Below are 15,383 nucleotides of genomic sequence, written 5' to 3' on the forward strand. Positions count from 1 at the left end.
TTTCATTGTCCTGCCGACTTCCTTTTCTGAAAGGGTACGCTGTTTACAACTGCCAGCGCCAGCGCTGAAAAGCGCGATTCACCAACTGCTGCCTCACGCCGGATCTGGCGTACGACAGGGAGATCATTGTGGTCGAGACCACGGCCGAGAGCATAGGTAAGTAGCTTTTCGGCGAGACAGTCAACAAATTCATCCTGTCTGCCCATCAAAATCTGCTTCAGGCTTCCAGGGCCATCCACCGTCGTACCGTTCGGCATCGCGCCCGAGGCGTCGATGGGAGAACCACCTTCCACCTTGCGGTAGCGTCCGACCGCATCATAGTTCTCTAACGAGAAACCAAGCGGATCGAGCCGGGAATGGCATGAGGCACAAGCTGCTTTCGAGCGATGCTTTTCCAGCGCCGCACGCAGATTGCTGGGCGAGGTGGCTGCCTTGTCTTCCAGATCCGGAACATCGGGCGGCGGCGGCGGGGGCGGCGAACCCAGGATGTTATCCAGGATCCACTTGCCACGCAGAACCGGTGAGGTTCGGGTTGGGTACGAGGTCACCATCAGTACGCCACCTTGCGACAGAATGCCACCACGCTCGTTCGGGTCAATAGCGACCTTGCGGAAGTAGTTGCCATTCACGCCCTTGACTCCATAATGACGCGCCAAGCGCTCATTGAGGAAGGTGTAGTCGGCACTGATGAAGTCCAGAACGCTCCGGTCTTCGCGAATGATGTAGCGGAAAAAGAGTTCCGTCTCCTTTTGGAAGGCGGCGCGCAGGTTCTCATCGAACTGAGGGTACTTGTCCGGATCGGGGCGCCAGGACGGAATATTCCGCATGTGCAGCCACTGGCCGGCAAAATTGTCGACCAACGCGTTGGCCTTCGGATCCGCAATCATGCGCTTGACCTGTTGGTTGAGCACGGGACGGAGCTTGTTCTGGCTCGCCAGCGTTAGCAACTCGTCATCGGGGATGCTGCTCCAGAGGAAAAAGGAGAGGCGTGAAGCTAGTTCGAGTTCGGTAATCGGCTGGATCGTGCCAGGCTTCGGAGACTGTTCAATGCGGAACAAAAAGCTGGGCGAGACCAGAATTGCGCGCAATGCTGTCTCGATGCCGGCATCGAAGCTGCCACCGTCCTTGCGGCCTGCCGCAAAGAGCTTCATCAGCGGTTCGATTTCGCCGGGTTGGACAGGACGGCGGTAGGCGCGGCGTGCGAGCGGCGTCAAAATTTTGCGGGCACAAGGTGCTTCCTGCTGCACTGTCGTTGGACGGCAACTGAAGATCCGTTGGCGGCTGGCGGTGTCTCCAGCGCCTTTCGCATTGAAGGGACCGCCAATGGCGATGTATTCCACACCCACGCTGAACGCAGGAGCATTGGCCCCATTGAAGGCGCGGCGGACAATCCCGTTTTCTGCTTTCGAGGATTCCTCCAGGAAAGCGGCGCCGATATCGTGCATTCCAGCCTTCAGCGGAAGCCGGATTTCGAACAAACGAGTGGCTTGGTTCTGCTCGGAGGGGTCGACGGTGGCATCGAGCAGTTCTACGCGTGCTCCATCGACACGGATATCGAGCTTCGCAGGAGGACGATCGGGATCTGGCGTGCCACGCACACGGACCGTGATCGAGTAGTCCGCATCGAGCGGAAAATAGCGATGCAGCGCCATGCCATTGCGGACACTGATCGGCAGTGCGTCGCTGCTCAGCGCTTCACGGCCTTTGCCGGCGGTATAGCGTTCCAACGCGGCAGACGCTTTCACCGTACCGACCGCAAGCCGGGCGACACGGCGTCCCGTGGACATATATTTTTCCATCAGCAGCGGCGAGGTGGTTAGGACTTCGCCGATATTGTCGAATCCATAGCCGGAATCGTCAGCCGGTAAGCTGGCTGAGTGATCAAGATCGAGAGCAAGCAGGTCGCGAATCGCGTTGCTATATTCGGCGCGATTCAAGCGATGGATAGAGGGCGATCCTGGACTCGGGTTCGCTTTGGAGTTCCGGTCCAATTCAGTATCGAGGAATGTGACAAGGGCTTTGGCCGCTTCTGGCGTTGGCTTGGGCGCGCCAGGAGGGGGCATCTCCACACCACGAACTTTACGCAGTACTTTCTCCCACGTCTCGGCATGGCCGGGGACGTCAGTCGTCTTGATTCCTTGGAGCGAAATTCCTCCGGATTTGACGGTCTGATTGTGGCAGGAGAAGCAATAGCGATTGACAGTCTTCGCGGCCGCGTCGGCTTCGGGCGACGATTGGGCGGCAAGTAGCGAAGAGGTAGCAAACAGGGCTAGGGCTAGTGACTTCATTGGAGAGGCTTTATTATTGATAGTCCGTAATATATCATCGGTGCAATGCAGTTTCCGAAAACTTCACTCACAAGTTTGGCGCTTGCCGGGGCCATGACGTTACAAAGTGCTAATCCTCGATTGATTGATGCCGTTCAGGATGGAAATCAGCGCCAGGTTCTCGCGCTCATTAAGTCGGGCGCGAAGGTGAACGAGGCGCGGAAAGATGGTTCCACCCCGCTGGCCTGGGCGGTAAGCCGGGAGGACGCTGAAATCGTTTCTGCTTTGATTGCGGCTGGCGCGGATGTGAATGCGGCCGACGAGAATGGCGAAACGCCACTGGGTCTGGCCTGTACGCGCGGCAATCTGGGAATCGCAAAGATGTTGCTCAACGCCAAGGCGAAGGTGAATGTCAAGCGTTGGAATGGCGAAACTCCCCTGATGGATGCCTCTGGCAGTGGAAATCCAGAACTCGTGAAGCTCTTGTTGGATTCTGGCGCCGAAGTTGCTGTGATCGAGAGCCGGACGGGCCAGAATGCTCTGATGTGGGCTGCCGCTGAAGGAAAAGCGGATGCCGTCAAATTGCTGGTCGCTCACGGTGCCGATGTGAATTTGGCTTCGAAAAAGGGATACACGCCGCTCCTTCTCGCCGCGCAAAGTGGTAACGCCGAGGCGGTGAAGACTCTGATTGCCGCCAAAGCGGATCCGAAGTACAGCGCACCGGATGGCGCGGGTGTTTTCAACATCGCGCTGAGCCGCGGTCATGAAGCGGTTGCCAAGCTGATGCTCGATTATGGCGTGGATGTCAACGCGAAGGACGCCAGTGGCAGCACGCCGCTGCATGAAGCCGTGCGGCAGGGCAAGGCAGATCTGGTGAAAGATCTGATTGCTCGCGGTGCTGATGTGAATGCGAAGACCGCGACTCCCAAAGGCCCGGCAGGTGGAAATCCGTTTCGAATGAATGGTTTGACGCCATTTCTGACCGCCGCTCAAGCTGGAAACGTCGAGATGATGAAGCTATTGCTCAGCAAGGGAGCCGACGCGAAGGACAAGACCGCCGAGGGGGCAGGCGCGCTGATGCTTTCCACCTTCAGCCGCAAGCTGGCCCCGGTAAAGTTCCTCGTGGAGAACGGCGCCGACGTGAACGAAGCGCCCAAGGGAAATGGCGGCGCGCTGCACTCTGCGATCCGCTTTGGCCTGAACGACGTCATCCAGTATCTGGTCGATCATGGCGCGGACTTGGCCGCGAAGGATCGCTTTGGCCGTACGCCTCTTGAAGAGGCCGAATTTGAGGCTCCGAAGCCAACCATCGAACTGATGCGCAAGCTCGAAGCGGAGCATAAGAAGTGAGATATCTCCTCCTGCTGTTCAGCTCCATCGCATTTGCCCAGCAGGTGGGGATTTTTGAAGCGCAGTCCTCTGTGGGGACACCGGCGCGTGCAGGATCGGCTCGATTCGATGCGGGCAACTACACCGTGAGCGGCGGTGGCGCCAATATGTGGGCCAACTCCGATTCGTTCCATTTTGTCTGGAGAAAGGTGAGCGGCGATGTGTCGCTGACTGCGGATATCCGCTTTGAGACGAAGGACGGCGAGGCCCACAAGAAGGGCGTGCTGATGTTGCGGCAGACTCTGGATGCGGACTCGGCCTACGCTGATGCTGCCCTGCATGCCGATGGACTCACCTCGCTGCAGGCACGGGCTGCAAAAGGAGAGCGAACCCACGAGATCCAGGCTAATGTCACTCGCGCTTCGCGCCTGAAGGTCGAGAAGCGCGGAAACTATGTTTCGATGTGGGTGGATGGCGCCCGCGCAGGGGGTGCTTTCAAGGTTGCTCTCGACGGAAGTTTTTATGTCGGCTTAGGCGTCTGCGCGCACAACGATCAGAACCTCGAAACTGCCGTGTTTTCAAATGTCGTGCTGGAAGCGCCGCAGAAGCTGATCAGCACCCTGGAGACGATCACGGTCTCCTCTACCGATCGGAGAGTCGTCCAGGTTTTTGAGGGACGGGTCGAGGCTCCCAATTGGACGCCCGATGGCAAGAACCTGCTCTATAACGGCGAGGGCCGGCTGCACAAGATTGCGGTCACAGGCGGCCCTTCTGCGTTGATCGATACTGGAATTGCCACCCGCCTCAACAACGACCACGGCATCTCGCCGGACGGCAAATGGCTGGCGATCAGCGATAACTCGCAGGATACGAAACGAAGCCAAATTTACATTGTGCCTTTTGGCGGCGGTGCTGCCCGCCGTGTAATAAAGCTCGCGCCCTCGTACTGGCATGGCTGGAGTCCGGACGGCAAGACGCTCGCCTATTGCGCCGAACGGAACGGAAATTTCGACATCTACACGATTCCGGTGGAGGGCGGGGAAGAGACTCGTCTTACCACTACGGAAGGCCTCGATGATGGTCCGGATTACTCGCCGGACGGCCAATGGATCTATTTCAACTCGATTCGCACGGGACTGATGCAAGTCTGGAAAATGAAGGCGGATGGCAGCGGGCAGACGCAGGTCACCGCAGACCAGCGGAACAACTGGTTCCCCCACATCTCGCCGGATGGCAAGCAGATGGTCTACATCAGTTTCGAGAAAGATGTGGTTGGCCATCCCCAAAATCAGGAAGTGATACTGCAACTGATGAACCTGCAGGATGGCTCCATCAAGACGCTTGCCAGGCTCTTTGGCGGGCAGGGGACGATCAATGTGCCGTCCTGGTCGCCCGATAGCAAACGGCTCGCCTTTGTGAGCTATCAGTTAGTGCCGTAATTTTCAGCAGAGATGCTGAGTTCGGGCTGGATCAACTGGTTCTCTTCGAGACCGATGTCATGGGTGGGAAGGGTGAACCAGAAGCGGCTGCCTTGGCCCTGTACGCTCGTCACACCCACTTCACCGCCGTGGGCTTTGGCCATGTGCTTGACAATCGCCAGACCCAGGCCGGTGCCCCCAAGTTCCCGGCTGCGGGCTTTGTCCACGCGGTAGAAGCGCTCAAAGAGCCGCGTCAGATCTTCTGGAGGAATGCCCGCGCCGTTATCCTGGACGGCAAGCTCGACGAAGGGAATCTTATAGATCGGATGATGGACGACGCGGGATTGAAAGACAATGCGCCCTCCTTGCGGTGTGTACTTGATCGCATTGTCCAGAAGGTTGGAGAGCACCTGATGGACAGCTTCTGAGTCGCAGAAGACTTCGAGCGCTTGTCCGTCTGGATCTTTGGGCACAGGATCAATTGCAAGCTCGATGTTCTTCTTTGCTGCGATGGGGAGCATCGATTCCTGGCAGTCGCGCAGCATGGCCTCAACATAATAACTGGCGAACTGAAACTTGGTGATTCCAAGCTCGATTCTCGAGAGCGTGAGAAGGTCTGCGATGAGACGGCCGAGACGTTCTGAATTGACGCGGATGATGTTGAGGAAGCGGATGTTGTGTGTCGGCTCGTCGATCGCTCCGTCGAGCAGCGTTTCGGTATAGCCCTGGATGGAGGCGAGCGGGGTCCGCAACTCGTGGGAGACGTTGATGATGAAGTCCTTGCGAACCCGTTCAAGCTTCTCCAGTTCGGAGTGTTCCCTCTCCAATTGCTCAAACATCGCCTCTAACTTTTCGCCTGTCTCATTCAACTTGTTTCCCAGGATGCCGAGTTCGTCAGTGCCTGTCTCACTGAGCCGCGCCTGGAAGTTTCCTTGTGCCAACTGCGCGGCGTACTCAATGATGTGACCGAGTTTGCGGGACACCCAGCGGGCGAGAAATGCGGTGAGCAGGATGGACGGGAGAAAGGCAATGAGGGTTGCGGTGAGGAGGTGACGGCGGGTGATGTCCACCTGCGTCTGTACTTCTTTGAGCGGCACGGCCAGGCGCAAGGCTCCGCTGGGGGCGGGCACGGCGACATAGAGATAGTTGATTCCAACCGACGCGCTCTGCCGCTTGTCGAACCCAACTTCGCCGTGGAGTGCGGCTACGATCTCGGGGCGCTTCGCATGGTTCTCCATGGTCTTGCCGGGGCGTTGCTCGGTGTCTGCGGCGACCGTGCCATTGCTGCGGATGACTGTAATCCGCCCTCCTGCGGCGCGGGATAGATCGGAGAGCCGCTGTGGGTCCAGAACCATCTCTTCGTCGAGGGCGAGGATGCGGCACTTCTGTGTGAGTTCAATCTTGAGCGTGTCGACATAGGTGTCTTCTGCAATGCGCGACGCCATGAAGTCCACTGCAATCAAACAAGTCACCAGCACGCCGACGACGGCGGCGATCAGCTTCAGAAAAATGCGGCCTGTGAGTCCGGGCATAAAGAGAAAGGGCTGCACTCAGGATAGCTACGACTTCGTTACAGTTGATTGAACATGACACGGAGAGACGCGCTGATGACAATACCCGCTCTGAGCTGGAGTGGCGCGATGCAAGCCCAAACCCAGCCGCAGGGCGATTGGTACGACCGGCCCATGCGTTGGGCCCAGGTGGCCTTTACGGAAGACGATCCGGGCAATTACGACCCGAAGATGTGGCTCGATTATTTTAAGGAAATTCACGCGGACGCCGCCTGTTTGAGCGCCGGCGGCTGTGTTGCCTTTTATCCGACAAAGATTCCGCTGCACTATCGCAGCAAGTATCTGGGCAATACCGATGCTTTTGGCGACCTGCTGAAAGGCTGCCGCGCACTGGGCATGAATGTGATCGCCAGAACCGATCCGCACGCTTGCACAGAGGAGGCTTTTGCCGCGCATCCGGAATGGGTAGCTCGAACGGCGGATGGCAAGCCGCGGCGGCACTGGGCCGCGCCAGACCTCTACGTCACCTGTGCGCTCGGGCCCTACAACTTTGACTTCATGACGGCAGTGACGCGCGAGATCATGACGCTGTACCAGCCCGATGGCATCTTCTCCAACCGCTGGCATGGCAGCGGAATCTGCTATTGCGAGAGTTGCAAGACGAAGTTCCGCGCTTTCTCCGGGATGGAACTGGCCCCAACGGAGAAGGTGCGGGTGGCCTGGGGGGAATGGAACCAGGCCCGGCTCTTTGAGCTCTGGAAGATTTGGGACGATACGATCCGGGCGGTGAATCCGCGCGCCAGCTTCATTGCGAATTCGGGCGGCGGTGCGCTGTCGGAACTGGACATGAAGACGGTGGGTGAGAAGTCACACACGCTGTTTGCCGATCGGCAGGCGCGGCGTGGCGTGATGTTGCCTTGGGGCAACGGGAAGAATGGCAAAGAGTATCGCGCCACGATGGGAAAAAAACCGATTGGCGGGATCTTTAGTGTGGGAGTGGAAGAACCCTATCGGTGGAAGGATTCAGTGCAATCTGCCGCAGAGATCGAGGTGTGGGCACTGGACGGAGTGGCGCATGGCCTGCGTCCGTGGTTTACGAAGTTCAATGCAAAGCCAATGGATAAGCGTTGGATGCCGGTGGTCTCGAAGATTTTCAACTGGCACTGGAAGAACGAGAAGTACCTTCGAAACGAAGCGAATCTGGCGCAAGTCGCCATTGTGTACTCGCAGCAGACGGCCCACTACTATGGAGGCGACAAGGCGAAGGATCTTGTGGAGGATCCGCAACTGGGCTTCTACCAAGCTCTGGTTGAGGCGCGAGTGCCATTCGAGATGGTGCACGAAGGCTTGTTAGACGCGGCTCATGTCGATCGCTACCGGGTGCTTGTTCTGCCGAATCTGGCGGCTCTGTCCGAGAAACAGTGCCAGCAACTCGAGGCTTATGTCGAACGCGGTGGGAGCATTGTCGCCACCTATGAGACCTCGTTGTATGACGAGCATGGAAAGAAGCGAAAGGATTTCCGGTTGGGTAATCTCTTCGGTTGCCGCGTGAATGGCCCGGGAGAAACCCGGATGCAGAACTCTTATCTGAACCTGGAAGCCGGGACGGACTTCTCCTCCTTGCTGCAGGGTTTCGAGGGCACCAGTCGCATCATCAACGGGGTCAAGCGTGTGGATGCCGCTCCGCTCCAGGCGGGATACAAGGCGCCGCTCACGTTGGTGCCAACTTATCCGGATCTGCCGATGGAGCGTGTGTTTACGACCGTGCCCCGGACGAATATTCCTGGCGTCTTTCTGAAGCGGCACGGGAAGGGCAGGGTTGTCTACTTTCCGATGGACCTCGACCGGACTTATTGGGAGGTTCTAAGTCCAGACCACTTCGTGTTGCTCCGCAACGCGGTCGCTTGGGCTCAGGGAGAGCGGGGTCCTGTCAAAGTCAGCGGTGCTGGACTTCTGGATCTTGCTTACTGGACGCAGAAGGATTCGCTCGCGCTTCATCTCGTGAATCTGACCAATCCAATGGCCATGAAAGGACCCTTCCGCGAGATCTACCCAATGGGGCCATTCGATATCGAGATCGAACTCCCGCAAGGCTTTCAGCCGGGAGCGGCGAAGGCTTTGAGTGATGGCAGCCCGCTGGCCTATCAGGTGGAGGGACGCATTCTCAAGACTCAAATTCGAAAGGTGGAGATACTTGAGGTCTTAGCGATCGACAGAGCGATATAAGATAGGCGAGTCGATCATGGCAACTATTAAACAAGTAGCTCGTAGAGCTGGAGTGAGTGTAGGTACAGTATCTAATGTGCTGTCGGGACTACCTACCGTCTCGACAGACTTGCGCGAGCGTGTCGAGGCAGCGATGCGCGAGATGCAGTATCTGCCGAGCGAAGTGGCGCGGAGTCTGAAGATGAAACAGACTCATACTCTCGCGATTGTGATTAGTGACATCACCAACCCCTTCTTCCCGATGGTGGTGCGTGGTGCAGAGGATGCCGCGGCCGAGAAGGGCTACATGCTGTCGATTTTCAATACCGATGACGATCTGGACCGCGAGCGGAAGGTCTGCGAGATCCTTGGATCACGCCGGATCGATGGGGTTCTTCTGGTACCGGCCCTGGTGCGTGGCGACTATTCGCATGTGGAGCGGTTGATGGCGAATGGCATGCCCGTCGTTTGCGTCGATCGCCTGCCTGAAAAGCTGAAGGTGGACAGCGTGGCTGTCGATAATGCAGGCGGGGTGGCGAGTTGCATTCGGCATCTGGCAGCGCAGGGCGCTACCCGGATTGGATACCTGGGGGGCGAACGCCGGCTGTACATCTCGGCCGAGCGTCTCGCCGGCTATCTGCGAGGGATGAGCGCTGCTGGATTGCGATCGAAAAAAGAATGGGTGTGGGAAGGCGACTTCCGGCAGGAGAGTGGTTACCGGATTGCGATGGAAGTGTTGCCGAAGAAGCTGGTGGATGCGCTGTTTGTCGCAAATATTCCGATGATGCTGGGTGTGCTGCGTGCGGTTGCGGAACTGGGAATGGAGACCCCGCGGGACCTGCTGCTGGCTACTTTCGATCATCTGGATATTCTCGATTCTTTCCGTCCCAGACTCACCTCGGTTGCGCAACCCAGCTACCAGATTGGCCGCCAGGGGGTGCAGTGTCTTCTCGAGAGAATTCGAGACAAAGAACGGCCTGTCTGCCGTCACCTGCTTGATACGGAACTCCGTGTGGGCGAGAGTAGTGTACGCCTCGCGGCGCAGTCTCAAGCAGTTGGTTCCGCTGGTCCAGAGTTGGGATGCTGAGGCTGCAAAGGTAATCAGAGGGGCGATCAGAGCCCGTATTCTGCACCGCAGGCACTGCGGCCCTCAATCCCGGCGGCGGTTCCCCGAAAACGCGGTTAGGGCGAAGACTTCCTACCGCAAAACCGCGTTTTCAACAAGAGCTTGTTCTTCACATGAAGCCAGGAAGGAACGCTTGCGGAACGGCAAGGCAACGTGAGGAAGTGGAGTCCATCCAAGGTCTGGGGGAGGCGCTCGGAATCTGCGCGGCAACAGGACAAAGGCCGGCCGTGTTGAGCAACCTCGGCTTCGGTGTGGCCGGTATAGCCCTGAGCTACCCAGGCCAGATCGGAGAGGCCAGTGCACCGACTTGGGCGCGATCCTGCTCCCCATGCATTTTGGGTGCTTCTCCCTCTATTGGCTCCGCCACCGTGCGACCAACTCTCCGGCGTCGACTGCAGGACACGGCTATGGAGAATCGCTGCTGTCGGTTGTAACTCCCGCAGAGCGCGAAGCATAGCGGCAAAAATCTCTGCCCAGATCCAGCGCTACACCTGCCGATCAACTACTTCCCAGGGGAAAGATCGTTCGGCATCCAAGGTAGCGTAGTCCATTACAGATCTCTCGCAGATCATCGTTCTGCTGCGGTGCGGCTTCCGCCACATTGACGACTTCAGGGGGAAGAAGCCATCCTGCAAGCCTTTCAAGCGTAGAACATGACTGATCAGGAGACAGCCTTTCACCTGGACTCAAGAAGCCCAGCCACTCCCATCGAGTGAGGGGGAGCGCTTGCTGTTGGTTACAATTTCAGCCTCAATCATCGCTTCCAGCCAGACCCAATACTTCGCAGACCGAGTGCTTCATTCCAAAACTCGGCACTGAGACTCCACATTTAGTGAGTGAGCGCGTACAGCGCATAGTTCACACCCAGGCGAAGGGCGTGTGCTGAGAACTTTTCCGGGTAGTCCGGGTCATCGGCAAACTCCCAGCCATCTCCGATGTCCATGTTGAAGCAGATGGCGACGATGATCCGGCCTTCCGAATCGATGATGCCGCGCCAATGAGGGATGACGCCATCCTTCTCATAGCCGGGGCCATGCACGACATTTTGACCCGGCACTTGTACCCGGTCCGTGAGGTCATAGGCGATGTGGAAGATGGGTTCGTTATCGCCGAGTTCGATTACGCGCACATCGGGATCGATCTGCCGCATCCCGGCCATAAAGCCGTTCCAGTCCCGGTCGCCATGAAAGTCATCGACCATCAGAAAGCCGCCCCGGTCGAAGAACTTCCGGAGGCGTTCGGCGTGAGAGGGGCTCAGTCGCCAGTCGTTGGGAGAAACGGCAAAGAGAAAGGGGGAGTCAAAAACACCATCGCTCTCGATATCGATGATGTTCTCGATCGATTGGGTGTGCACTCGTGTCAGGCGACGGAGTGTATCGAGAAAAATACGATCGGACTTGTTGCAGTCGATCCCCCAGCGGGCATAAGCGCGGCCTTCGCGGTTCGAACGGTAACGCAAGCGTCCGAAGACAAATTCTCCAGCCACATGCGCATCCGGAGGATCCTCGACTGGATCCTGCATCTCATGCTCGTACATGGCCCATTTCCGTGTGCCAAACAACTCCCGGCGCTGTCCGAAGGCGAGCACGGCTAAGCTCGCAGAAGCAATGAGCACGCAATGCCATCGGGATAGCATGGCACTAGCTTATGCGATTCTGTCGCCTATTTGACGAAGACGCGGACGGTGTTCGATTCCTTGCCATTGACGCGGATGCGTAGCTTGGTGGACTGACCGGCGGGAAACTGAGACCCAATGCGAATCTGCACGCTGGTCATTCCGACAAAGCCGGGCGTCGCGATCACTTTGAGCGGTTGGATCACCTGATCGCCCGCGATGACTTCAACTGAATCCGCAAGGGGGAACTCCGTGCCGGATGGCACTGCGAAGCCGGCTGGCGGGTTATTGCGATAAGGGCCGATGCCAGTTCCAATCAGATAGAGAATCTCATTCGGAGCCGCCGCCTCGGTGACGACACTGCCGTCTGGCCGGAAGGCGAATGCCAGTTGCGGCTCGCCATTCGTGTCGGTTCCATATTGCCCAAATAGACCAGGCGCATTTCTCACGACTTCAAAATCCGCATTGACCTCCGCCTGACCGGTGCGGGTGAGCGTCAGCTTGTAGTTGCCGGGCGCAAAGTCATAAGGTAACTGGGCATTGATCTGGCTGCCGGATGCATAACTGAGCGGAAGATAGCGGTCCCCAACGCGAGCGACAACATCCGCCAGGCTCTGGGCCCAAACATTGCGTGGGCCAACTTCTTCCTTGGGTGTGAGATTGGTTCCGTAAACGGTGATGAGTGATCCGGCTGCGACACGGCCATGGTCCCCTTCATCCTGTGGTCCAGTGCCGGCGGAGTTGCGAATGCCTGCTGGGTCCAGATACGGAATGGCCTCCAGCTCTGCGACAACGCCGCGCGGTCCGGAAAGCGTTACCGTTGCGGACGGAAAGAGCCCTGCTGTATCGCCCAGCCAACGCCGGAACCTGTAGCCATTGGCTGCCTTGGCGCTCACCGTGACACTGGTGCCGGCATCATAGAACTGATCTGCCGAAGCAGGAGTAAAGGTGAAGGTTGCATTGCCGGGAGGATTCGAAATCGCGCTGAAGCGATAGAGCTGCTTGTAGTTTGCGACCAGCCGCCGCACTGCGGGCTCAAAACCGACAGTGCGATCGCCGGAGCCACCATCAGCCCAATTAGCGAACTCCAGCCGCAAAACATCGGCCTGGGTGACACTGCGCACCGGGGAGATCGTAGCGCTTTCGGTCGGGAGTTTCTCGACGGCGCAAGGAGTCTGGCATTGTTTCCCATCGATGACGACGGGGAGTCCTGCTGGGTTCGTTTCGATTGAAAGTTTGTTGAGCGGCTCATAGTTGGCGACGAGATAGAGGCCATTTTTGACGATCTCTTCGGTAATTTTGAGGGTTTGCGCGGCCGGTCCACCGTTTGACCAGCTCTTAAAGCGCCAGCGCTTTCCGTTCGCATCGACAGACTCATAAGGGGCGGAAAAGGCAATCTCTTGATTCTGGCCAAACCAGAAGTTGTAAGAAGGCCAAGTGCGGTTGTTTACGATCAGCGGCAGGCTCACTTGCGGCTGGGTGACGAAAGTGACGCCGCCTGCCAGGAGAAACTTCCCGGTGATGGTATCTGTCGAAAGATTCGCTCCAGACACTTCAAACAGTGCATTCTGGCCGCCTCCGAAGGACCAGCTATCGAAGACATACTTATTCCCAAACTTATCGAGCTGCAGTTCCGGAGCCGCCAACAAACGGGTACTGCCTTGGAGCCATACGAAGCAATAGTCGGATTTGTTGCCATCGCCGCCTTGGCCCACATTGATGCCTCCATTGGCGGTCTCAATCGATGCGTATTGCTTACACAGATCCACGATTCTTGAATCGGGTGCTGAGGTGCGGATGAGCACCCGGTCGACGATCACATCCAATCCGGCTGGTTCTGTCCCGATCCGGTAGAACTTGCCTGGACCAAAGTTCACCTGGATGGTGAAGGTCTCTGTCAGCGTAAACCGAATGGAGCCGGGCACGCCGATTGCGCCATTGTTGATGAGCCCCGGATTCGAGTTCCAGTCCTTGAAGGCATAACCCACCGCCGGGATTGCTTCCATTTCAACATCGCCAGCCGAAACCCAGTAGTCGCCGGTGGTAGCGAGGAACTCAGAGCCGTCTGCGAGGGACCTCACGTGTGTGTAGCCCGGGAGATCGCCACAAGCGCCTGCGACAGGTTCTGCCGCAGAAGGAGCACAGCCCGCTGCGGGCGTTACAAAGCGCATCCGGTATTGCTTCACCACATTGAAGGTAAGGGATTTCAGGAAGGACCAGGTCTGGATGCGAATCGCATATTCTGTTTGTCCGAGGACGCTCTGCTCGGAAACCTGGACAGCTCCGGTGGGCGGGGTCTGGATCGCATCGGACGTATAGCCAACGGTGTAATTCGAGAACACATAGCGGGTTCCCAATCCGCTGGCCGGCGCGCTCGGATTTTCGATGATGGCAGCGTTTGCGGCATTGGCAAGGAATCGTACTACGTGCACATCTCCCACCTGCCAGCGGAAGACTTGCGCGCTGGTATAGGAAACGTTGTCGACATAGAACGTTGCACCGCTGATGTTGGGTCCGACGGTGACTTGGATAAAGGATCCGCTTTGCCCGAACGAATTCTGGCTTCCCATACAAAAGAGCCAGAGCCCAATCATTCCGAGGATCCGCTTAAGAGCTGTCATGAGTATTGCTTCTTCCTGCTGATCGACCAAAAAGGCAGAGACCTTTATGCGCAACGCAGCACAACGGCCTCCGCCTTTTGCCTTAGCTCTTTGTAGGGTGTTTACCGTAACACTGCGGTGCCGTTCCCGGGAACAGATTCCACTGTTTCAACTGCGACTCGCCGCAGCAGTTTTGAGGTGTTGGTGGCGAGGATCGTATCGAAGACCTCATGCCAAATGCGGAGACCCTGCAGGAGATCGCTGCGGCCGTCCTTCTCGAGCTGACTCCACTTCGGGCCCTCCGCCCAGGCTTCCGGCAAGCCGGCGAGAAGTTGTCCAAAGCATTCGTGGTAGCTGCTGCCGGTGAGGGAAATTCCCCGGAGCGCCTCGCAGAAGCGGTCGGTTTGCCGCATTCCAACGCGTTCTGCGTCTAGATCTTTCCAGTAATCATGAGGGTTTCGCTTCTGACGAACCCAAGGATCGCCGAAGACCACCACTTCTCCAAAATGCTGGGCGATGCGATCGACAAAGTAGCTGGCCCAGATGTCGTCGTAGCGTCCGATATAGGGACTCAGAAAGTAAGCTGGAATGACGTCGCGTTTGATTGCCGTATTCTGCGAATTGAATGGACTCCAGGTTCCAGGCTCCAGTGCGAAGCTGCCTTGCGCAGGATTCTTCCATCCGCGCACCTGGATGCTGCGGTGCATCCGGGTGAGTGCATCAATATCAGGATCGTCCAGCCAGAAACCGGCATTCACCGCGACCTGGACTGGCTTCACGGTGGTGGTGGTGAAGGATTCATAATCTTTCCAGCGCAGTTCCTGCGGATAGCCGCGATGGTAGAAGGGCTGATTGCTTGCATCTTCGAGATGCGCGCAGACGTTGTACCAGCCGCTGGTTGCAGTAATGGTCGGGACTTCGATCGTCGTTCCCACGCGCCCGTGGAGGCTGACGAAATCCTGATTCATGATCCAGTTATCATCATCGATCGTGAGGATCGTGTCGGCGCCGTTTTCCCAGGCACGGAGGATTCCGATGTTGCGGCGCTGGATCGAGTCGAAGCGCAGATGCTGCCAGAGTTCGGGGAAGCGCGGCTCAAGATACTGCCGCTGGGCTTCAATATCCATGTATTCCGTGGGATAGAAGTCGCGATCCAATTGGGCGCAGAACTCTTTCACCGCAGCCGGCGTCTTCCGGTCGCCAATCACAACAAAGTCGATCTCCGTATGGCCAAAGTCCTTTGCATTCTTGGCATAGACCCGGAGCAACTCGGGGATATAAATTGTGGTGGTGACAATGGTCGTTTTCATGA

The 15,383-nt window shown here is 57.6% G+C and carries 9 protein-coding genes; 4 read left to right on the forward strand and 5 right to left on the reverse strand.

Annotated features, from left to right (window positions below; translation table 11 throughout):
• Positions 1 to 2: 2 nt before the first annotated feature.
• Positions 3 to 2,288, reverse strand: a complete 2,286-nt coding sequence (locus tag M017_RS0122780; RefSeq protein ID WP_031500544.1) for a DUF1592 domain-containing protein — start codon at positions 2,286 to 2,288, stop codon at positions 3 to 5.
• A 120-nt stretch (positions 2,289 to 2,408) separates the two neighbouring features.
• On the opposite strand from M017_RS0122780, the gene M017_RS0122785 reads away from it, so the two are divergent.
• Positions 2,409 to 3,617 carry an ankyrin repeat domain-containing protein gene (locus M017_RS0122785; RefSeq protein WP_162180017.1) on the forward strand — a complete coding sequence of 403 codons (1,209 nt, stop codon included), beginning with the start codon at positions 2,409 to 2,411 and terminating at the stop codon, positions 3,615 to 3,617.
• A complete protein-coding gene (locus M017_RS0122790) occupies positions 3,614 to 5,035 on the forward strand; it encodes a TolB family protein (RefSeq protein ID WP_031500546.1) in 1,422 nt (473 codons plus the stop codon). Before M017_RS0122785 ends, M017_RS0122790 begins: the two co-directional genes overlap by 4 nt.
• On the opposite strand, the gene M017_RS28205 is transcribed toward M017_RS0122790, so the two are convergent.
• Complete coding sequence (locus M017_RS28205; protein ID WP_155121575.1) at positions 5,020 to 6,564, reverse strand: sensor histidine kinase; 1,545 nt, start codon at positions 6,562 to 6,564, stop codon at positions 5,020 to 5,022. The genes M017_RS0122790 and M017_RS28205 overlap by 16 nt on opposite strands.
• A 57-nt stretch (positions 6,565 to 6,621) precedes the next feature.
• Here M017_RS28205 and M017_RS0122800 point away from each other — a divergent pair, with 57 nt between their 5' ends.
• Positions 6,622 to 8,751 carry a beta-galactosidase trimerization domain-containing protein gene (locus tag M017_RS0122800; protein WP_155121576.1) on the forward strand — a complete coding sequence of 710 codons (2,130 nt, stop codon included), beginning with the start codon at positions 6,622 to 6,624 and terminating at the stop codon, positions 8,749 to 8,751.
• A 16-nt stretch (positions 8,752 to 8,767) separates the two neighbouring features.
• Complete coding sequence (locus M017_RS0122805; protein WP_080508104.1) at positions 8,768 to 9,817, forward strand: LacI family DNA-binding transcriptional regulator; 1,050 nt, start codon at positions 8,768 to 8,770, stop codon at positions 9,815 to 9,817.
• Positions 9,818 to 10,685: 868 nt separating this feature from the next.
• Here the strand turns inward: M017_RS0122805 and M017_RS27040 are convergent.
• The 3 genes from M017_RS27040 to M017_RS0122820 all read right to left on the reverse strand — a co-directional run bounded on the left by M017_RS27040 (position 10,686) and on the right by M017_RS0122820 (position 15,381).
• The gene (locus M017_RS27040; protein WP_080508105.1) at positions 10,686 to 11,492 is read right to left on the reverse strand and encodes a DUF4159 domain-containing protein; all 807 of its coding nucleotides are present in this window, start codon (positions 11,490 to 11,492) and stop codon (positions 10,686 to 10,688) included.
• A 26-nt stretch (positions 11,493 to 11,518) separates the two neighbouring features.
• Entirely contained in the window at positions 11,519 to 14,092 is a 2,574-nt protein-coding gene (locus M017_RS27045; protein WP_035958786.1) for an InlB B-repeat-containing protein, read from the reverse strand.
• Positions 14,093 to 14,193: 101 nt separating this feature from the next.
• On the reverse strand, positions 14,194 to 15,381 hold the full coding sequence (locus tag M017_RS0122820) for a hypothetical protein (RefSeq protein ID WP_031500551.1): 1,188 nt from the start codon (positions 15,379 to 15,381) through the stop codon (positions 14,194 to 14,196).
• Positions 15,382 to 15,383 lie beyond the last annotated feature (2 nt).

The sequence above is a fragment of the Bryobacter aggregatus MPL3 genome (assembly GCF_000702445.1).
Taxonomy (GTDB): Bacteria; Acidobacteriota; Terriglobia; order Bryobacterales; family Bryobacteraceae; genus Bryobacter; species Bryobacter aggregatus.

Excerpts from the sequence above, each read along its gene's own strand:
- M017_RS27045 (WP_035958786.1), bottom strand. The coding sequence starts at position 14,092 with ATGACAGCTCTTAAGCGGATCCTCGGAATGATTGGGCTCTGGCTCTTT.
- M017_RS0122780 (WP_031500544.1), bottom strand. The coding sequence starts at position 2,288 with ATGAAGTCACTAGCCCTAGCCCTGTTTGCTACCTCTTCGCTACTTGCC.
- M017_RS0122805 (WP_080508104.1), top strand. The coding sequence starts at position 8,768 with ATGGCAACTATTAAACAAGTAGCTCGTAGAGCTGGAGTGAGTGTAGGT.
- M017_RS0122800 (WP_155121576.1), top strand. The coding sequence starts at position 6,622 with ATGACAATACCCGCTCTGAGCTGGAGTGGCGCGATGCAAGCCCAAACC.
- M017_RS0122820 (WP_031500551.1), bottom strand. The coding sequence starts at position 15,381 with ATGAAAACGACCATTGTCACCACCACAATTTATATCCCCGAGTTGCTC.
- M017_RS27040 (WP_080508105.1), bottom strand. The coding sequence starts at position 11,492 with ATGCTATCCCGATGGCATTGCGTGCTCATTGCTTCTGCGAGCTTAGCC.